The 18,350-nt window shown below is 73.0% G+C and carries 19 protein-coding genes; 3 read left to right on the forward strand and 16 right to left on the reverse strand.

The window, feature by feature from the left end; all coding sequences use genetic code 11:
• Window positions 1-38 precede the first annotated feature (38 nt).
• Window positions 39-1,886: a TIGR03767 family metallophosphoesterase gene (locus AC3YO9_RS01050; protein ID WP_489981868.1), complete on the forward strand. Its 1,848-nt coding sequence runs from the start codon at window positions 39-41 to the stop codon at window positions 1,884-1,886.
• On the opposite strand, the gene tsaD is transcribed toward AC3YO9_RS01050, so the two are convergent.
• The 8 genes from tsaD to glmS are packed head-to-tail and all read right to left on the reverse strand — an operon-like array spanning window position 1,867 to window position 10,251.
• Window positions 1,867-2,901, reverse strand: a complete 1,035-nt coding sequence (tsaD, locus tag AC3YO9_RS01055; RefSeq protein ID WP_127783938.1) for a tRNA (adenosine(37)-N6)-threonylcarbamoyltransferase complex transferase subunit TsaD — start codon at window positions 2,899-2,901, stop codon at window positions 1,867-1,869. The genes AC3YO9_RS01050 and tsaD overlap by 20 nt on opposite strands.
• Window positions 2,898-3,419 carry a ribosomal protein S18-alanine N-acetyltransferase gene (rimI, locus tag AC3YO9_RS01060; RefSeq protein ID WP_489981869.1) on the reverse strand — a complete coding sequence of 174 codons (522 nt, stop codon included), beginning with the start codon at window positions 3,417-3,419 and terminating at the stop codon, window positions 2,898-2,900. Before rimI ends, tsaD begins: the two co-directional genes overlap by 4 nt.
• On the reverse strand, window positions 3,416-4,093 hold the full coding sequence (gene tsaB, locus AC3YO9_RS01065) for a tRNA (adenosine(37)-N6)-threonylcarbamoyltransferase complex dimerization subunit type 1 TsaB (RefSeq protein ID WP_489981870.1): 678 nt from the start codon (window positions 4,091-4,093) through the stop codon (window positions 3,416-3,418). Before tsaB ends, rimI begins: the two co-directional genes overlap by 4 nt.
• A gap of 28 nt (window positions 4,094-4,121) precedes the next feature.
• Window positions 4,122-4,622: a tRNA (adenosine(37)-N6)-threonylcarbamoyltransferase complex ATPase subunit type 1 TsaE gene (tsaE, locus tag AC3YO9_RS01070; protein ID WP_489981871.1), complete on the reverse strand. Its 501-nt coding sequence runs from the start codon at window positions 4,620-4,622 to the stop codon at window positions 4,122-4,124.
• A 10-nt stretch (window positions 4,623-4,632) separates the two neighbouring features.
• On the reverse strand, window positions 4,633-5,679 hold the full coding sequence (locus AC3YO9_RS01075; protein WP_489981872.1) for an alpha/beta fold hydrolase: 1,047 nt from the start codon (window positions 5,677-5,679) through the stop codon (window positions 4,633-4,635).
• Window positions 5,676-6,854: an alanine racemase gene (gene alr, locus AC3YO9_RS01080; RefSeq protein ID WP_489981873.1), complete on the reverse strand. Its 1,179-nt coding sequence runs from the start codon at window positions 6,852-6,854 to the stop codon at window positions 5,676-5,678. The genes AC3YO9_RS01075 and alr overlap by 4 nt, the downstream gene beginning before the upstream one ends.
• Window positions 6,851-8,350, reverse strand: a complete 1,500-nt coding sequence (locus AC3YO9_RS01085; RefSeq protein ID WP_489981874.1) for an NAD(P)H-hydrate dehydratase — start codon at window positions 8,348-8,350, stop codon at window positions 6,851-6,853. The genes alr and AC3YO9_RS01085 overlap by 4 nt, the downstream gene beginning before the upstream one ends.
• A 38-nt stretch (window positions 8,351-8,388) precedes the next feature.
• The gene (gene glmS, locus AC3YO9_RS01090; protein ID WP_127783943.1) at window positions 8,389-10,251 is read right to left on the reverse strand and encodes a glutamine--fructose-6-phosphate transaminase (isomerizing); all 1,863 of its coding nucleotides are present in this window, start codon (window positions 10,249-10,251) and stop codon (window positions 8,389-8,391) included.
• Between the two features lie 85 nt (window positions 10,252-10,336).
• Between glmS and AC3YO9_RS01095 the strand changes: the two genes are divergently transcribed.
• Window positions 10,337-11,218, forward strand: coding sequence for a poly(ethylene terephthalate) hydrolase family protein (locus tag AC3YO9_RS01095; RefSeq protein ID WP_489981875.1), 882 nt, complete (start codon window positions 10,337-10,339; stop codon window positions 11,216-11,218).
• On the opposite strand, the gene AC3YO9_RS01100 is transcribed toward AC3YO9_RS01095, so the two are convergent.
• From AC3YO9_RS01100 to AC3YO9_RS01135, 8 genes are all read right to left on the reverse strand, one after another.
• The gene (locus AC3YO9_RS01100; protein WP_127783945.1) at window positions 11,199-11,450 is read right to left on the reverse strand and encodes a hypothetical protein; all 252 of its coding nucleotides are present in this window, start codon (window positions 11,448-11,450) and stop codon (window positions 11,199-11,201) included. The two genes, AC3YO9_RS01095 and AC3YO9_RS01100, sit on opposite strands and share 20 nt — an antisense overlap.
• Window positions 11,447-13,300 (reverse strand): hypothetical protein, encoded by a 1,854-nt coding sequence (locus AC3YO9_RS01105; protein ID WP_489981876.1) that lies wholly within the window; start codon window positions 13,298-13,300, stop codon window positions 11,447-11,449. The genes AC3YO9_RS01100 and AC3YO9_RS01105 overlap by 4 nt, the downstream gene beginning before the upstream one ends.
• Window positions 13,297-13,605, reverse strand: a complete 309-nt coding sequence (locus AC3YO9_RS01110) for a type VII secretion target (protein WP_489981877.1) — start codon at window positions 13,603-13,605, stop codon at window positions 13,297-13,299. The genes AC3YO9_RS01105 and AC3YO9_RS01110 overlap by 4 nt, the downstream gene beginning before the upstream one ends.
• 90 nt (window positions 13,606-13,695) lie before the next feature.
• Window positions 13,696-15,060 carry a phosphoglucosamine mutase gene (glmM, locus tag AC3YO9_RS01115; protein ID WP_489981878.1) on the reverse strand — a complete coding sequence of 455 codons (1,365 nt, stop codon included), beginning with the start codon at window positions 15,058-15,060 and terminating at the stop codon, window positions 13,696-13,698.
• 146 nt (window positions 15,061-15,206) lie between these two features.
• Window positions 15,207-15,725, reverse strand: a complete 519-nt coding sequence (gene rpsI / locus AC3YO9_RS01120) for a 30S ribosomal protein S9 (protein ID WP_241249020.1) — start codon at window positions 15,723-15,725, stop codon at window positions 15,207-15,209.
• Window positions 15,722-16,165, reverse strand: coding sequence for a 50S ribosomal protein L13 (gene rplM / locus AC3YO9_RS01125; protein ID WP_127783950.1), 444 nt, complete (start codon window positions 16,163-16,165; stop codon window positions 15,722-15,724). The genes rpsI and rplM overlap by 4 nt, the downstream gene beginning before the upstream one ends.
• A gap of 319 nt (window positions 16,166-16,484) precedes the next feature.
• On the reverse strand, window positions 16,485-16,778 hold the full coding sequence (locus tag AC3YO9_RS01130; protein WP_127783951.1) for a WXG100 family type VII secretion target: 294 nt from the start codon (window positions 16,776-16,778) through the stop codon (window positions 16,485-16,487).
• Between the two features lie 103 nt (window positions 16,779-16,881).
• On the reverse strand, window positions 16,882-17,193 hold the full coding sequence (locus AC3YO9_RS01135; protein WP_127783952.1) for a WXG100 family type VII secretion target: 312 nt from the start codon (window positions 17,191-17,193) through the stop codon (window positions 16,882-16,884).
• Between the two features lie 292 nt (window positions 17,194-17,485).
• Between AC3YO9_RS01135 and AC3YO9_RS01140 the strand changes: the two genes are divergently transcribed.
• Window positions 17,486-18,343 (forward strand): DUF5995 family protein, encoded by an 858-nt coding sequence (locus tag AC3YO9_RS01140; RefSeq protein WP_489981879.1) that lies wholly within the window; start codon window positions 17,486-17,488, stop codon window positions 18,341-18,343.
• Window positions 18,344-18,350: the final 7 nt, after the last annotated feature.

Genomic DNA, 18,350 nt, shown 5'->3' on the forward strand with positions numbered 1-18,350 from the left:
CTGTGTCCGTCACCACATCCAGCGCCCCAGCGGGCAGGATGGCTGCGGAGCAGCACGACGCTGGTGTCAGACGAGGAGCAGCGGTGAGTCAACACGGGCAGAACGGCTGGAGCAGAAGGAAGTTCCTCGGTGCCGCAGGCGCAGCGGGGGCGTTGTGGGCGGTCGGCACCGCAGGCCCCGCCCAGGCCGTCGACCGCGCCGTCCGGCGCACCGCGGCGCGCGCGGTGACCACCGCGGGCACCACCCTGGAGGCGGTGGCCACCCGGGTCTCCGCCACCGGCTACACCCGCCTGACCGCCGGTCCTGGCTGGCCGCTGGTGGTGCGCACGGACCTGGCCCCCGCTGGCGCCGGCCGCGACGACGCCCGCACCCCGCTGGCGTCCTTCGTGCAGCTGACCGACGTGCACGTGATCGACACCGAGAGCCCGGTGCGCTTCGAGTACGTGCACCCCTTCAACGGCTCGGCCCACCGTCCGCAGGAGACGCTGGGCACGCAGGGCACCTCGGCCCTGATCCGCCGAATCAACTCGCTAGCGCGCACCGGCGGCCCGTTCACCGGCCGCCCGTTCGACTGCCTGGTGTCCACCGGGGACAACACCGACAACTACGAGCAGGTGGAGCTGGACTGGTTCCTCACCTCCTACAACGGCGGGACCATCACCCCCACCACTGGCGACCTGACCCGCTACGAGGGCGTGCAGAGCTCCGGGGTGCCGCTGTACTGGAACCCGGCCTCGCCGTCACCCGACCTCTACAAGGACAAGGGCTTCCCCCAGCTGCCCGGGCTGCTCGACGCCGCCATCCGTCCCTTCACCACCGAGGGCATCGACCTGCCCTGGTACAGCGTGTTCGGCAACCACGACAACAGCGTGCAGGGCACCCTGCCCCCCGACATCCCGTTCTTCGACGACGCCTTCACCGGCAACCAGAAGATCATGGGCCCCAGCTCCATGGCGGCGGCGCAGAAGCTGGTGTCCGCGATGGAGACAGACCCGCAGGCAGTGGCCGGAATGGTCCCGGAGACCGCTGGCCTGGTCCGCACGGTCACTCCGGACGCGCGGCGGCGGCCGTTCACCCCGCGGGAGTACATCCGGGCCCACCTCGACCCCGCCAACGCCGGCCGGCACGGCCCGGTGGGGCACGGCTTCACCCCGGGCAGCGACGTCAGCGGCATCGCCTACTACACGTTCGAGATCGCCCCGGGCGTCGTGGGGATCACGATGGACTCGACCAACCGCATCGGCTTCACCGAGGGGTCCCTGGGGGAGGCACAGCTGCGCTGGATCGAGCGGACCCTGGTCGCCGGCAGCAGCCGCTACTTCGACGCCGCGGGCACCGAGACCCGCCACTCGGTGAGCGACACCTACTTCGTGCTGTTCAGCCACCACACCTCGACCACCATGAACAACCTGCTGCCCGACCCGGAGAACCTCCTGGAGCCGCGCCACAGCGGGGCGGAGCTGGTGGCGCTGCTGCAGCGCTTCCCCAACGTGCTCGCCTGGGTCAACGGCCACAGCCACCAGAACCTGATCACCGCACGGCGGGGTCCGGTCCCCGAGCGCAGCTTCTGGGAGATCAACACCGCCTCGCACATCGACTACCCGCAGCACGCGCGCCTGCTGGAGGTGGTGGACAACGCCGACGGCACGCTGTCCCTCTTCACCACGCTGGTGGAGGCGGAGAGCCCGTACCAGGGCAGCTACACCGACGGCTCCCCGCAGGGGCTGGCCTCGCTGTACCGGGAGCTGGCGTTCAACGACCTCCACGCCGACCCCGAGCGCATGGGGGCGCCGGCGGACCACAACACCGAGCTGCTGGTGCCCAACCCGCTGGGCGCACGCGCGATGGCCGCTGCTCCCCGCTCGCTCACCGCAGACTGGTGGTGACCGCCAGCGCAGGGTCGGTGGCGATGTCCAGCCGCGACGCCGGGGCGCCTGCCGCCACCAGGTGAGCGCCGAGCGCGGCGACCATCGCGCCGTTGTCGGTGCACAGCCCCGGCCGGGGCACCCGCAGCCGAAGGCCGGCATCGGCGCAGCGCGACTCGGCCATCGCCCGCAGCCGGGAGTTGGCGGCCACGCCGCCGCCGATCATCAGCGTGTCCACGCCGACGTCCCTGGCGGCCCGGATCGCCTTGCGGGTCAGCACGTCGGCCACCGCCTCCTGGAAGGAGGCGGCCACGTCGGCGCGCGGCACCGGCGTGCCGGCCCGCTCCAGGGCCTCCACGTGCCGGGCGACCGCGGTCTTCAGACCGGAGAAGGAGAAGTCGTGGCGGGAGTCGCGGGGGCCCATCATCGCCCGCGGGAACGCCACCGCGTCGGGGTTGCCCTCCCGTGCCATCCGGTCCAGGGCCGGCCCACCGGGAAAGCCCAGGCCGAGCAGCCGGGCCACCTTGTCGAAGGCCTCCCCCGCGGCGTCGTCCACGGTGGAGCCGAGCGGGCGCACCGGCTGGGCGAGGTCGGTGACCTCCAGGATGCTGGAGTGCCCGCCGGAGACCAGCAGCGCCAGGCAGGGCGGGAGCGGGCCGTGCTCGAGGGTGTCCACCGCGACGTGCGAACCCAGGTGGTTCACGCCGTAGAAGGGCACGTCCCAGGCGGCGGCGTAGGCCTTGGCCGCGGCCACGCCGACCAGCAGCGCGCCGGCCAGGCCCGGGCCGGCGGTCACCGCCACCGCGTCCGGGCGCCGCACGCCGGCCTGGGCCAGCGCCCGGTGCACGGTGGGGGCCATCGCCTCCAGGTGGGCCCGCGAGGCGACCTCGGGCACCACGCCGCCGAAGCGGGCGTGCTCGTCCACGCTGGAGGCCACCGCGTCGGCCAGCAGGGTCACCGAGCCGTCGTCGGCCAGGCGCACCACGCCGACACCGGTCTCGTCGCAGCTGGTCTCGATGCCGAGCACGATGGTCATGGCTGCGCCTCCTGGGCGGGTCGTTCGGAGTCGCCGGTGCGGGTGGCGGCGGGCCGGCGCATGGTGAAGGCGTCCGCCCCGCTGGGCTGGTAGTACCGAGGCCGTCGGCCCACCACCTCGAAGCCACGGTCGGCGTACAGCGCCTGCGCCGCGGTGTTGTCGGTGCGCACCTCCAGCCAGGTCTCGCCGCCGTGCGCGTCGGCCACCCGCAGCAGCTCGGTCAGCAGCAGCGCCCCGATGCCGCGGCGCTGGTGGGCGGGGTCGACGCCGATGGTGTGCACCTCGTTCTCCGGGTCACCGGCCCGGCCCAGCCGGGCGATGCCGGCGTAGCCCACCAGCAGCCCGTCCGGCCCGCCCAGGTGGGCGGTGACGTAGTGGTTGTGCGGCTGGGCCAGCTCGCTGTGGAAGGCCTGCTCGCTCCACGGGTCCTCGCCGGGGAACAGCACCTCCTCCAGCTCGGCGCAGCGGGCGGCGTCGGCGGGGCGCATGGCCACCAGCACCACGTCCTGGCCCGTCATCGCTGCGGTACCGCGGGCACCCGCGGGGCAGCGGCCACCGCGTCGGGGCGGCGCAGGTACAGCGGGACGAGCGGCTCCGGAGCGGCGTTGCTGCGCAGCGCGGGGGCCGCCAGCGCCACCAGCGCGGCGGGGTCCGGGCTGGTCGGGCCCACCACGGGCAGGTCGAACAGGGCGGCGTGGGTGGGCGAGCCCGCCACGGCCGTGGCGCCCGCGGCGTCCACCGCGTCCGGGCGGGCCACGGCGGGGCCGGCGACTCGCACACCGTCGCGGTAGCGGGCCCAGTAGAGCTCGCGCCGGCGTGCGTCGGTCACCACCAGCAGCTCGGCGTCCGCGGCTGGGCTCGCCACGGCACCGGCGACGGCGTCCAGGCTGCACACGCCGTGCACCGGGATCGCCAGGGCGTCGCCGAAGGCCACCGCCGTCACCATGCCCACCCGCAGGCCGGTGTACGGGCCCGGCCCGGTGCCGCAGACCACCGCGTCGAGGTCAGCCGGGGTCCGCCCGGTGTCGGCCAGGCACTGCAGCACCTGAGGCGTGAGCACCTCGGAGTGGGCACGGGGATCGTGGGTCTGCCGTGCGGCGAGAACCTCGGGGTGGGAAGTCGGCTCGGCGGACAGCTGCACCAGCGCCGCGAGCACCGTGGGGGTGGACGTGTCCACCGCGAGCACCAGCATGATGGTTCAGGCTACTCGGCGGTGCTGGTCACACCGGTGCCCCGCTGCTCGGGCCGGGCCCGCGGCTCTCGGGCTCCCGGCCCTGCACCCACTGCACGGTGGCGGTGCGCACCTCGCTGTCGGGGGCGCGCTCCAGCCGCACCAGCAGGTGACGCTCGGCCAGGTGCTCCACCACTCCCTGGCCCCACTCCACCACCACCACGGCGTCCACCAGGTCGTTGTCCAGGTCCAGCGCGTCCAGCTCCCCGCTGAGGTCGCCGCTGAGCGCCTCGGTGACCCCCAGCCGGTAGGCGTCCACGTGCACCAGCGGGATGCCCCGCGTCCCGGCCGCGTGCTCCCTGGCGATGATGAACGTGGGCGAGGTGACCGGTCCGCGCACGCCCAGCCCTGCCGCGATCCCCCGCACCAGCGCGGTCTTGCCCGCACCCAGCGGCCCGTCCAGCACCACCAGGTCCCCCGCAGACAGCTCCCGGCCCAGCCGCACCCCGAGCGCCTCGGTGTCGGCGACGGTGGGCAGCAGCTCAGGCACGGGCGGCAGCTCAGGCACGAGCGGCGGTGCGCCGGCGGCGGGGGCCGCGCACCTCGGTGATCAGGTCGAGCACGGCGTCGTTGACCAGGGTCGCGCGCTCCAGCTGCAGCAGGTGCCCGGCACCGGGCACCCGGGTGAGCCGGGCGTCGGCCAGCGCCTTGCCGATCACCGCGGTGTGCCGGTACGGGGTGAGCCGGTCGGCGTCGCCACAGAGCACGATGATGGGCCGACCGGCGACGGCGCCCAGTGCGTCCAGCTCGTCATGGTCGGCCAGGGTAGGCAGGAAGTCGAACACCGTCTTCGCCGGGGTGCTGGCGATCATCCGCTCGGTGAACTCCACCACGGTGCGGCTGGTGGTGCGGTCGCCGTAGGACATGGCCCGGACGATGGGCGCGAGCAGGACGTTCACCGGGGGCCGGCCCCGCTGCACCAGGTCGGGGCCGAGGTTTCCCGCCCAGCGCAGCGCCCCGATCAGCGGGTTGCGGGCGGACAGGCTCATCCGCGACGGCGCCATGCCGTTGGCCGCGGTGGCGATGAAGGCCACTCCGGCGATCTGGGAGTCGAACAGCTCCGGGCGCTGCCGGGCCAGCGCCATGATGGTCATGCCGCCCATCGAGTGACCCACCAGCACCACCGGGCCGGTCGGGGCGACGGTGCGCAGCACCGCCTGCAGGTCACGGCCCAGCTGGTCGATGGTGCAGTTCTCCGCGTCGGAGGTGCCGGAGCGTCCGTGGCTGCGCTGGTCGTAGAAGACCAGCCGAGCGTCGGTGCGCTGCGGCAGGTCGCGGCGCTGGAAGTACCACGAGCCCATGTTCAGGCAGAACCCGTGCACGAACACCACGGTCAGCGGGGCGTCCGGGCTGCCCGTCTCCTCCACCCGCAGCGGCACACCGTCGTCCGCGGCCACCGTGGACACCCGGTCCACGGGCAGCAGACCGAAGCCGTCCACCGTGTACGGGGAGGCGCCGAGCCGGCGGACGGCCTCCAGGTGCACGGTCGCCGCGGCTGCCACCCCCACCGCGCCGCTGGCGAGACCGGCGCGCCGCCAGCCGCTCACGCCCGGCCGCCGGTGTACCTGCGCCGCACCCGTCCCCGCACGGACGTGACCACTTCGTAGTGGATGGTGCCCAGCTTGGTGGCCCACTCCTGGGCGAGGGGCTCGTCGCGCTCGTCCGAGCCGAAGAACACCGCGGTGTCGCCCTCCTGCACCCCACCGCCGTCAGGGCCGCAGTCCACCACCACCTGGTCCATGCAGACCCGCCCGACCACCGGCCGGCGGCGGCCCCCCAGCTGCACCTCGAGGTTGTTGCTGAGCACCCGCGGGATCCCGTCGGCGTAGCCGATCGGCAGCAGGGCCACCGTGGTGTCCTGCGGGGCGGACCACAGGTGGCCGTAGGACACGCCCTCCCCCGCAGACACCCGCTTGACCAGCGCCACCCGGGAGCGCAGCGACATCGCCGGGCGCAGCCCGAAGCCGCCCGCCTCGGGCACCGGGGAGAGCCCGTAGACGGCGATGCCCGGGCGGACCATGTCGAAGGCCAGGTCGCTGCGGGTGAGGGTGGCGGCGGAGTTGGCCAGGTGCACCACCTCGAGGTCCAGCCCGGCCCGGCGGGCCTGCTCGGCGCCGGCCTGCAGGCGCTGGGCCTGGACGCTGATCACCGGGTGCTCGGGCTCGTCGGCGAAGATCAGGTGGGAGAACATCCCGCGCACCCGGATGGCGCCCTCGGCCTGGGCGCGCACCAGCTCGGCCAGCAGCTCGGGCCACTCGGTGGTGCTGGCGCCGTTGCGGTTGAGACCGGTGTCCAGCTTGACGGTGACCACCGCGGTGCGCCCGGCCGTGCGGGCGCCGGCGACGATGGCGGCGAGGTGGCGGCGCGAGGACACGCCCAGCTCGACGTCGGCGGCGATGGCGGGAGCGAAGTCCTCGTCCACCAGGTGCATCCAGGACAGCACCGGGGCGGTGATGCCGGCGTTGCGCAGCACCATCGCCTCCTCCAGCGTGGTCACGCCGAGCTCGCGGGCTCCAGCGGCGAGCGCGGTGCGGGCGACCTCGACGGCGCCGTGGCCGTAGCCGTCGGCCTTGACCACCGCCATCACCGCGGCGCTGCCGGCGTGCTCGCGCAGCACGCCCACGTTGTGCGCGATGGCATCGAGGTCCACCAGGGCCTCGGCTCGCGGCGTGCTCGTGGTCGCCTCGGTGTCGTTGATCAGTGCCCCGCTCATCCCGCTCATCTGCTTCTTCCTGCGTCGGTGCTCGTGGTGTCGTGGTCTTGGGCCGCCCGGCACTGCCGGATGGCCTCGGACAGGTGGTCCGCCAGCGGGGTGGCCGACGTCGGCGCACCTGCCGCGGCCAGCTCCGCAGCCAGGGCGTGCACGTGGGCTCCGGCGCCAGCGGCGGTCAGCGGGTCCAGCCCGCTGGCGAGCAGGGCGCCGAGCACCCCGGAGAGCACGTCGCCCGAGCCGGCGGTGGCTGCCCACCCACCAACGGCGACGTTGACCAGCGCGTCGCCGGCGGGGGTGGCGATGATGGTGGTGGAACCCTTGAGCAGCACCGTGGCGTCCAGGCGCCGGGCGGCCGCGCGCACCGCACCCAGGCGGTCGGGGCCGACGTCACCGCCCACCAGGCGGGCGAACTCCCCCGCGTGCGGAGTCAGCAGCACCGGCGCGGTGCGCCGGGCCAACAGCTCGGGGTGCTCGGCGAGCACCGTGGTGCCGTCGGCGTCCACCAGCACGGGCACCCCTGCGGCGAGGACGTGCTCCAGCACGGCGACGGACTCCGCCCCCGTGCCCAGGCCGGGACCCACCACCCAGGCCTGCACCCGACCAGCGTCGGCGACGCTGCTGACCGCCACCACCTCGGGCCGGTCGGCCAGCACCGCGTCAGCTCCGGTGCCGGCGTAGCGCACCATCCCCGAGGTGGCGGCCACCGCACCGGAGGTGGCGAGCACCGCGGCGCCGGGGTACTGCGCGGAGCCGGCGGCCACCCCGACCACACCCTGGCTGTACTTGTCGTCCTCGCGGCCCGGCACCGGCCACAGTCGGCCCACCTCGGCCCGCTCCAGGCTGCCCAGCGTGGCCGGCGGCAGCTCCAGCCCCAGCGGCACCAGCTCCACCCGTCCGCAGTGGCTCGCGGCGAGCAGGTGCACCGGCTTGCGGGAGCCGAAGGTCACCGTCACCGCGGCGCGCACGGCTGACCCCTGCACCACGCCGGTGTCGGGGTGGACGCCGCTGGGCAGGTCCACCGCGACGATGGGCACCCGCACCGCCGCGACCAGCGCTGCCGCGGTCGGGCGCAGGCCTCCGCTGGCCCCCAGGCCCACGATGCCGTCGACCACCAGGTCGGCGTCCGCCACTCCGGCCGTGTCCACCAGCTCAGGGACCGGCACCTCGGGGTCCTCCGGCGCAGTCACCACCTGCCCGCCGGCGAGCAGGAAGGCTCGCAGAGCAGCTGCGTGGGTCTTGTCCGGGGACAGCAGGACCGCGCGCGCACCCACTCCCCGCCGCTGCAGGAAGTGCCCCGCCCACAGGGCGTCGCCACCGTTGCCGCCGGCGCCGACCAGCAGCACCACCTGCCGCCCGCTCGCACCACCGCAGCGCGTGCGCAGCTCGGCGAGCACCGTGGTGGCGAGGCCGAAGGCGGCCCGACGCATCAGCGCGTTCTCCGGGGTGCGAGCGAGGACGGCTCCCTCGGCGGCCCGGACGGCTGCTACGTCGTGCGCCTCAAGCACGCGATGTCACTCCCGGACTGCTCGTTGCGCGCGCGAGGTCATTCCACGGTCACCGACTTGGCCAGGTTGCGCGGCTTGTCCACGTCGTACCCGCGGGCCTGCGCCACCTCGGCGGCGAAGACCTGCAGCGGCACCGTGGACACCAACGGCTGCAGCAGCGTGGGCACGGCCGGGATCTCGATCAGGTCGTCGGCGTAGGGACGCACCGTCTCGTCGCCCTCCTCGGCGATCACCACGGTGCGCGCCCCGCGCGCCTGGATCTCCCGGATGTTGCTCATCATCTTGGAGTGCAGCAGCGGCCGACTCTTGGGCGAGGGCATCACCACGATGACCGGCAGGTCGTCCTCGATCAGCGCGATGGGACCGTGCTTGAGCTCACCGGCCGCGAAGCCCTCGGCGTGCATGTAGGCGAGCTCCTTCAGCTTGAGCGCACCCTCCAGCGCCACTGGGTACCCCACGTGGCGCCCCAGGAACAGCACGGCGGGGGCGTTGACCAGCTCACGGGCCAGCGCGCGGACCGGCTCCACCGTCTTGAGCACCCGAGCGATCGCGTCGGGCATGGCCTCCAGCTCGGCGAACTCCCGCGCCACCTCGTCGGGATACTTGGTCCCCCGCGCCTGCGCCAGCGCCAGACCCACCAGGTAGCTCGCGGTGATCTGCGCCAGGAAGCACTTGGTGGAGGCCACCCCGATCTCCGGGCCGGCCCGGGTGTAGAGCACGGCGTCGGCCTCGCGCGGGATCTGGGCGCCGTTGGTGTTGCACACCGCCAGCACGCGAGCCTTCTGGTCCTTGGCGTGCCGTACTGCCTCGAGGGTGTCGGCGGTCTCGCCGGACTGGGAGATCGCCACCACCAGCGTGGAGCGGTCCAGCACCGGGTCGCGGTAGCGGAACTCGCTCGCCAGCTCCACCTCGACGGGCAGGCGCGTCCAGTGCTCGATGGCGTACTTGGCGAGCAGCCCAGCGTGGTAGGCCGTCCCGCAGGCCACCACGAAGACCTTGTCCACGTCGCGCAGGTCACCGTCGCTGATGCGCTGCTCGTCCAGCACGATGCGGTTGTCGACGAAGTGTCCCAGCAGGGTGTTGGCCACCGCTGCCGGCTGCTCCTCGATCTCCTTGAGCATGAAGTAGTCGTGGCCGCCCTTCTCGACGGCCTCCAGGTCCCAGTCCACGTGGAACGGACGGGTCTCCACGTCGTTGCCGGCGAAGTCGGTGACGTGGTAGCCCTCGGCGGTGACCACCACCACCTGGTCCTGGCCCAGCTCGACCGCGTCACGCGTGTAGGTGAAGAAGGCGGCGACGTCGGAGGCCACAAAGGTCTCGCCCTTGCCCACTCCCACCACCAGCGGGGTGGCGCGGCGAGCGGCGACGATGGTGTCCGGGTGGTCGGCGTGGGTGAAGACCAGGGTGTAAGCGCCCTCCAGCCGGCGGCAGACGGCGCGCACGGAGGCCGGGAAGTCGCCGGCACTCTCCCCGGCGGCGTAGGCCCGGGCCACCAGGTGCGCGGCGGTCTCGGAGTCGGTGTCGCTCTGCAGCTCGACGCCGGCGCTCTCCAGCTCCTCCCGCAGGTCCACGAAGTTCTCGATGATGCCGTTGTGCACCACCCCGACCTTGGCGGTGGCATCGACGTGGGGGTGGGCGTTGCGGTCGGTGGGCTTGCCGTGGGTGGCCCAGCGGGTGTGCCCCATCCCGGTTGTGCCGGCGAACGCACCGTCAGCGTGGGTGGTCAGCTGGGCCTCCAGGTTGGCCAGCGCACCAGCCTTGCGGTCGACGATGGTGTGACCCGCGCCGTCCACCACGGCGATGCCGGCGGAGTCGTAGCCGCGGTACTCCATTCGCCGCAGCCCTTCCATGACCACCTCAGCCGCCTGGCGATGGCCCACGTACCCCACGATTCCGCACATACCTCTGAGACTACTGGCGCTGCCGTCCGTTGCTGAGCACCACACCCAGGGTGAGCCAGTGACAAATCGGATACCGTCACTGCCCGTGGCCCGAACCAAGCACACCCCAGAAGACGCGAAGAACCTGATCAAGGCCCTGAGCCGGCGTGGTCCGCACCGGGTGCTGCGCGGAGACCTGGCCCTGGCCGGCCTACCGGGCGTGGTGCTCACCCCCGAGGAGGGCCTCGGACTGCCCGCGGTGGCCTTTGGGCACGAGTGGCTGCAGCCGGTGTCGCGCTACCTCGGCACGCTGCAGCACCTCGCCTCCTGGGGCATCGTGGCCGCCGCACCCGCCACCCAGCGCGGCCCCGTGCCGTCCCACCTGAAGATGGCCGCCGACCTCGCCACCGCGCTGGAGATCTGCAGCAGCGTCCGGCTCGGCCCCGGCGAGATCAGCGTGCAGCCCGACCGCCTGGCCGTGGCCGGCCACGGCATGGGTGCCGGCGCTGCCGTGCTGGCCGCGCGGCGCAACCCGGCGCTGAAGGCCGTCGCCGGCTTCGCCCCCGCGGACACCAGTCCGTCCGCAGTGCAGGCGGCCCAGGACTGCCGAGCGCCGGCGCTGCTGCTCAGCACCCCCCGCGACGAGAAGACCCCCGGCGACAGCGACGCCGAGCGCATTGCGCGCGCCTGGGCCGGCCCCGTGTCGCTGCGAGAGGTGGCGAAGGCCAACGACCTGGGCCTCACCGAGGGCTGGCACTGGACAAACCCGGTGATCGACGGCCGCCCGGAGCGCAAGACCCAGGCACTGGTGCGGGCGCTGTTCACTGGTTTCCTGCTCGCCACCCTCACCGGCGACGACCGTTACGCCGAGCTGGCCTCGCCCGAGGCCGTGCTTCCCGGCGCACGCGTCGTGGACCTCACCGAGGAGAAGGACGAGCAGCACCACGCACCCAGCATCGGCAACCTGATCAGCGCAGCCAGGAGCTGACCTGCTCGTTGGCGTCCAGCTCGTCCAGCTCCGGACCGACCCGGGGCGTCCCGCTGGGGCCAACCCAGGTGTCTGCCGGTGCGCTCAGCGCGGCCTGCGCCCGGGCGTCGATCGCCTCTGTCGACCGGGTCGTGGCCGCTCTGCTGGCTGCCCACCGGGCCAGAGCTGCCGTCACGGCCTCGTCGCGACGGGTGGCGATCTCCGCGTACCGACGGGCTACCTCGTCGCTCATGAGTGCTCCTGCCCGACGTCGCCCCGGTCCCGGGTGGGATCGGAGCCTGCCGACGCGGCGGCGCCCGGGGTGAGGGCCGAGCCCACGCTGGTCCACGCACCCTCGTCCCGCTGGTTCTCCACGATCCACTGGTCGCCGCTGGCCGCTGGGGTGAGCTCGTCCTGACGGTGCAGCGCCGCCATCGGGGCGCTGGCACCCACCCACTCGGCGGCCACCGAGTCGACCCCGGTGCCGGAGCCACCGCTGGCCGCGACGGCGCCCGTGCCGGCGTCCGTCCGCGCCGGCACGTCCGCGGGTCCACCGGCAGAAGCACCCTCCGCCGCGCCGCCGCCGGAGCCAGCTCCGGCGGCGCGCACCTGTCCGACCTCGTCCTCGGGAGGTGCCGCCGGGTTCGCCGTGGCGTCAAGCGCCCCACCTGTGCTGGAGACGCCCCCGACCTGCGTCCCCTCCGCACTGGTGCCCGTGCCAGCGGGCCTGACGGCGTCCGCCGCACCGGACTCGCCCAGGCTGAGCAGCCCGTCGGCCGGCATCGCCGCGCGGGTACCGACCGCCCACTGCGTCGACCCCATGGTCTGCCCCCAGCCATCGGCGTCGGACGGGGTGCGCCCACCTCCGACGAAGCCGTCCGGCCCACCGGTCCCGCTCGGCGCCACTGGACTGTGCGAGCCCGGGGCCGCCGGACCAGTCACCCCAGGTCCGGGGAGCGCGGGCAAGGCACCGGGAGTGCCGCTGAACGGGTGCCCCTCGGCGGCACCGGCCACCGCGGTGACGCTGCGGTAGAGGTCTCGCACGGCGGTGTCGGTGCTGGCGCACACCTCGGTGAGCAGGCGCCACCTCGACTCCACGTCGGGGATGAACACGGCGGTCACGAAGTCACGGCTGCACTGCACCGCCTGGTCCACGAGCCGCTGGAGGTAGGCCTCGGTCTGTCCGGCCAGCGCCTGAGCCACGGAGAGGAGGCCCGCGCCAGACGACAGGCGCAACCCTGTGTTCGCCACGGCGCCGACCTCGTCACCGGTGGGGCCGACGCCCCCGCCGAACATCTGCAGGATGCGCCCGGCCTGGGGTGCCGAGGTGACCGAGTGGCGGTCCTTGGCGAAGCTGATGATCTCGTCGATCTGGCTGGGGGTCTTGCCGCCCACGGTGGCGGCGTAGAGCTCGGCGACGGCGCTCGCCCGGACCCGCACGCACTCCTCGATCCCGTCGGCCGCCGGGCCCAGGGCGGCAGCCAGGTCGGCCGTCCGCCCTCGGGCGCTGTCAGCCTCAGTCAGGTACGTGCGCACGAAGGCGTCTGCTGCCACGCCGCCCCGGCCGGTCCAGATGCCCGACACCGCGTCCCAGGCGGCTCGCTGCCGGGCGAGCTCAACGCCCAACCGGTCCGCTCCCGACGTCATCGTCGCGGCATCGGCGCGCAGGGTGGCGAGGTCGATGTCGCGCTGCTCGTCGTAGAGCTGCACCGCCTTGTCCCGGCTGATGTCGGAACCGGAGATGCAGCGCTGGTACAGCGGAGCGAAGTGCTCGAAGTACCGCAGCCCCGGCGCCCCCTGGTCGAGGATCTCGTTGGAGCCGGCCGCGCCGAGCCGTGCCCCCTCCAGCGCCTGACGGCCCTGCTGGCTCTGCACCTCCCGGTGCGCCTGCGCCACCCGCTCCGACAGCTGCTTGGCCTCGACGACCGAGAGGTGACCGGGCAGGAACGCAGCCCCCAGACGATCAGCGGCGGCGTACAGCTCGTCATCGTCGGAGCCCGGGGCGGCAGCCAGGTAGGACTGCAGCAGGTCTCGCTTGGCCTGGTCGGAGAGACCCGGGCTGGCGACCAGCGCCTTGACCTCGTCCACGCTGGGCGCGCTCACCGTGGGGGGCCGTTCAGTCCGTCGGCCGTGTTGGCGTCGGTGCCGGAGTAGCCAGCGGCGGCGGCACGAAACGCCTCGGCCAGGCAGCGCGCCTGCAGCGTCCAGTCCTGCACCGCGGAGGCCGCGGTGGCATAGCCGGTCTGCAGCGCAGCGCCGGCCTCGGCGTAGGCGCGACCGGCGGAGGCCGACCGAAACCCGCAGTGGCCAATCGCCGTGCCGGTCGCGGCGAGGGCGTCGGCGGTCAGGTCGAAGTTGGACGCCAGCAGACCGATCGCGCCCCGCTCGATGTTCACCGGTGCACTCACTCGAACAGCTCCCCCCAGCTCAGGGCGTCCACGAGGACGCCTGGCCGGTGAGACGCGGAGTGCTGGCACGCGGTTCCCGGTGCTGGAGCGCTAGACGGCGCGCACCTGCGCTGCGAGGGCCTCGGCCACCCGCTGGGCGGTCTCTGCGGTGGGGGCCTCCACCATGACCCGGACCAGCTGTTCGGTGCCGGAGGGACGCAGCAGCACCCGGCCGGTGTCCCCGAGCTCAGCCTCGGCCGCCGCGACCGCCGCCTCGACCTCGGGGGCGCGGCTGACGGCGGCCTTGTCCGCGACCTTCACGTTGACCAGCACCTGCGGCAGCACCTGCAGCACACCGGCCAGCTCGGCCAGCGACGAGCCGGTGCGCACCATCTGCGCCATCAGGTGCAGCGCCGTGAGAGTGCCGTCACCGGTGGTGGCGTGGGCGGGCAGCACCACGTGCCCGGACTGCTCACCGCCCAGCGCGAACCCACCGCTGCGCAGCTCCTCCAGCACGTAGCGGTCACCCACGCCCGTCGTGCGCACGGCGATTCCGGCCTCGCGCATGGCCAGGTGCAGGCCGAGGTTGCTCATCACCGTGGCTACCAGGGTGGTCTCGGTCAGCGTGCCGGCGTCGCGCATGGCGATCGCCAGGATGGCCAGGATCGCGTCGCCGTCCACCACTGCACCGGTGGCGTCCACGGCCAGGCAGCGATCGGCGTCACCGTCGTGGGCCACCCCCAGGTCGGCCCCGTGCGTGACCACCGCACGCTGCAGGTCCTCCAGGTGGGTCGAGCCACACCCGTCGTTGATGTTCAGCCCGTCCGGCTCGGCGTGGATGGCGATCACCTCGGCGCCGGCGCGTCGGTACGCCTCAGGAGCCACCGCGAAGGCCGCGCCGTTGGCGCAGTCCACCACCACCCGCAGGCCGGCGAGGCTGCCGTCGGTGGCCTGCAGCAGGTGCGCCAGGTAGCGCTCGTCGGCGTCGGCCAGGTCACGGACCCGGCCGATGCGCGCGCCGACGGGTCGCTCGTAGGAGAGCCCGACGTGCTGCTCGACCTGGTCCTCCACCCGGTCGTCCAGCTTGTGGCCGCCGGCGGAGAACAGCTTGATGCCGTTGTCGGGCATGGCGTTGTGGGAGGCCGAGATCATCACGCCGAGATCCGCGCCGGCGTCGGCCACCAGGTGGGCCAGGGCTGGAGTCGGCAGCACGCCAGCCCGCAGGACGTCGGCTCCTGCCGCCGTGAGGCCCGCGGTGACCGCAGCCTCCAGCATCTCCCCGCTCGCCCGGGGGTCACGTCCGACCACCGCGACCGGGCGGTGGTCCAGCCCGGACTCGCGCAGCACCCGGGCCGCCGCCTCGGCCACCCGCAGGGCCAGCTCCGCCGTGAGGGTGGAGTTGGCCTCGGCGCGGATGCCGTCGGTGCCGAACAGGCGTGCCGCCGGGTTCTCGGTGACGGGGGGAGCTTCGGACACTGCACAACCTCCTGGTGCGACGGCCTGGTTGCGACCGCCCCCGCGAGGCAGCCGCTGAACGCACAAGTGCAGGCGCCCGACAAAGCGGAGCGCCTGCACGTGTGGTGACGTTGTCGAGCCTCACCGGCCTCGCGGCCGGCTGGGGATCAACGCTTGGAGTACTGAGGCGCCTTGCGCGCCTTCTTCAGGCCGTACTTCTTGCGCTCGGTCATGCGCGGGTCACGCGTGAGGAAGCCAGCGCGCTTGAGCGCCGGACGGTCCTCGGGCTGGACCTCGATGAGCGCACGGGCGATGGCCAGGCGCAGGGCGCCGGCCTGACCCGAGGTGCCGCCGCCGGTGAGGCGGGCGTGCACGTCGAAGATCTCGGTGCGCTCGGCGACCACGAAGGGGTCGTTGATGAGCTGCTGGTGCACCTTGTTCGGGAAGTACTCGGAGAGCGACTTGCCGTTCAGGGTGTAGTTGCCGGTGCCGGGCACGAGGCGGATCCGAACGACGGCCTCCTTGCGGCGACCGACGGTCTGGACCGGACGGTCCATCACGATGGGGGCGGGGCGGGCAGCCACGGGCGCCGATTCAAAGGTCTCCGCGGTCTCGTCCACCTGCTCGACGACCACGTCGTCAGCGAACTCGGGCGTGCTCATCTGCTGCTCCTCCGGTGCCGTCACTGGGCAACCTGGGTGATCTCGAACGGGGTGGGCTTCTGGGCCGTGTGCGGGTGGTCGGGACCCGCGTAGACCTTGAGCTTGCTGATCATGGCCCGGCCGAGACGGTTCTTCGGCAGCATGCCCTCGATGGCCTTCTCGACCAAGCGGTCCGGCTGCTTCTCGATCATCTCGCCGACCGACCGGCGACGCAGGCCGCCCGGGTGACCGGAGTGGCGGTAGATGAACTTCGCGTCGCGCTTGTTGCCGCTCACGGCGATCTTCTCCGCGTTGACGATGACGACGAAGTCACCGGTGTCGACGTGCGGCGCAAAGATCGGCTTGTGCTTTCCGCGCAACAGGGTTGCCGCTTGAGTCGCCAGGCGACCGAGCACCACGTCAGTGGCGTCGATGACGTGCCAGGTACGGGTGACGTCACCGGCCTTGGGGCTGTACGTACGCACAGGACTTCCTCGTCTTCTCGGGTGGTGCAGGTCTGACGGTGCGGCTGGGCTGGTACCCGGTGGCCGAAGCCGGCCGGGTGTCGGCCAACCGGTCGGGAACGACCGGGGCTCGTGCACCTGGGCCAGTGAAGCAGCCTCAGGTACAGCGCTCCGCACGCCGACCTCAGACGATACCGTCCCGGGTCCCCATGGGTCAAAAGGGCCCTGCCCGTGCTGGTGAGAGCCCCCTCGCGGTTGGCTGACACACGGACACCCCACGACTGTAGCGCCGTGGGGTGTCCGGGTCGTCGGAGCGTCGAGGAGCTGTCCGTGGGCCTGCTCAGCCGCCGAAGGACTTGCTGACCTGACCGTCCTTGACCTGCATGTCCTCGTTGCCGCGGGAGACGGCCTGGCTGATCTGGGCGAGCACCATGTTCAGGTCCGCGGCCGCCTGGTCCCACTTCGCCTTCTGAGCGAGGTAGGCAGCGGAGCCGGAACCCTCCCAGCGGCTCTCGATGTCGCGCAGGGCGGCCTTGAGGTCGTCCAGCTGGCCGTTCATGGCCCGGCTCGACGTGGCGATCTCCGCACTGGCGGTGTCGATGGCCCCGTGGTTGTACTTGATCAAACCGCTCATCTGGTCCTCCTGGGTAAGTGCTGCGGGTCAGTGGGGTGGTGCCGGCCGGACCCCGGTGGCGGGGCGGCCAGGTGCTGCTGGTGAGCCGGGCGGAACGGCCGGATCAGAGGTTGAGGGAGCTGCCCACGCTGTTGATCGAGCTGACGTGGTCCTGCTGGGTGGCGTCGAAGCCCTTGCCCGCGGCGGCCAGGTTGTCGCTGATGGCCAGCAGCGCCTCGTTGAGCTTCTTGGCGTCAACGTCCCAGCGCTCCATGAGGGCCCCGAAGGCGCGCTGGGCGTCGCCGGCCCACGACGCGCTGATGCCGGAGACGGTGCCGCGCAGCTTGCTGAGCTCGCCCTGCACCTGCTGGGCGGTGTCCTGAGCCTTGCTCGACGCGGTGGCCAGCTCTTCCGGTGTTGCGACAGTTGCGGACATGCGGATCCTCCTGGAGTAGTTCGCCTCGGGTTGCGGTGACCGGCACCCGGCGGCGCTGGCCTTGCTGTTGGCAACCACTACGACGTAGGGGCTTCGCGGAACGGTTCCCGCCGTCTCCGAGAACGTGTCAAGTCGGTTGCTTCTGCAAATCACTCGGAAGCTGGTCCGCCGCAACGTTGTCCGGAACAGCCTCCCGGGCGCCCGATCCGGGGCGTTACTCTCTGTGACGCCTGACCAACGCCGCACCTCTGGTTGGGGACCCACCACGCTCGTCGTCAAGGAGGAACTTCTCGTGCGCAAGGCCTCGAAGATCGCCGGCATCACCCTGGCCCTGGCGGTGCTCGCGCCGCCAGCAGCCGCCGTCGCCGGACCTTCGGCTGCACCCGCCGGGCCGGCCAGCTCGTCGGTGTGCCGGGTCGACTTCGCCGCCGAGCAGCAGCAGCGCCTGGTCACGCTCACCGACACCTCCACCCTCACCGGCATCGAGGACGCCAGGGCGCGGGTGGGCGAGCTGGTCCAGCGCCTCACCGACGCCGGTGACCACCGCGGCACCTTCGCGGTCGTCTACCAGGAGATCCTGGACAAGACGATTCCCGCGCTGGACGACGGCACCTTCGCCGACCCGGCCTGGGCACGCGCGCTGTCGGTGCACTTCGTGGCCACCTACCTGGACAACTTCCACCGCCACCTCACTGGCGGCCAGCCCACGCCGTACTGGCAGGCGTACTACGACCTGACGGCACAGTGCGACCGCAGCCCCGGACGCATCGTCTCCGAGGGCATCGCCACCCACCTGGTGGTGGACTTCCCCCAGTCGCTGGTGGCGGTGGACACCAAGCACTCGCACCTGCGCGACTACGTGGTGTACGGCGAGTCCCTGGTCGCCGCCGCTCCGTCGATCGTCGAGCGCATGCGCGCGGTCTACGGAGTGGACCTGGAGCCGTTCTTCCAGCTGTGGCTGGTGGGCGACGTCTTCGGCCAGACGCAGACCACGACGGCGCTGTTCCAGTCCGTTCGCGCCGTGGCCTGGGCCAACAGCATCGGCCTGAAGAGCCCGCTCACCCGGGCTCTCACCACGGCCAAGATCGACGGGACCTGGCGCGCCGCGGGAGTGGTGCTGGACGGCCTGGAGGCCGCGCACAAGATCTGAGCCCCGC

The organism is Rhodococcus sp. Z6_132 (genome assembly GCF_058133635.1).

Excerpts from the sequence above, each read along its gene's own strand:
- glmS (WP_127783943.1), bottom strand. The coding sequence starts at position 10,251 with ATGTGCGGAATCGTGGGGTACGTGGGCCATCGCCAGGCGGCTGAGGTG.
- AC3YO9_RS01130 (WP_127783951.1), bottom strand. The coding sequence starts at position 16,778 with ATGAGCGGTTTGATCAAGTACAACCACGGGGCCATCGACACCGCCAGT.
- alr (WP_489981873.1), bottom strand. The coding sequence starts at position 6,854 with ATGAGCGGGATGAGCGGGGCACTGATCAACGACACCGAGGCGACCACG.
- tsaD (WP_127783938.1), bottom strand. The coding sequence starts at position 2,901 with ATGACCATCGTGCTCGGCATCGAGACCAGCTGCGACGAGACCGGTGTC.
- AC3YO9_RS01100 (WP_127783945.1), bottom strand. The coding sequence starts at position 11,450 with ATGAGCGACGAGGTAGCCCGTCGGTACGCGGAGATCGCCACCCGTCGC.
- AC3YO9_RS01050 (WP_489981868.1), top strand. The coding sequence starts at position 39 with ATGGCTGCGGAGCAGCACGACGCTGGTGTCAGACGAGGAGCAGCGGTG.
- rimI (WP_489981869.1), bottom strand. The coding sequence starts at position 3,419 with ATGACGGGCCAGGACGTGGTGCTGGTGGCCATGCGCCCCGCCGACGCC.
- tsaB (WP_489981870.1), bottom strand. The coding sequence starts at position 4,093 with ATGCTGGTGCTCGCGGTGGACACGTCCACCCCCACGGTGCTCGCGGCG.
- AC3YO9_RS01135 (WP_127783952.1), bottom strand. The coding sequence starts at position 17,193 with ATGTCCGCAACTGTCGCAACACCGGAAGAGCTGGCCACCGCGTCGAGC.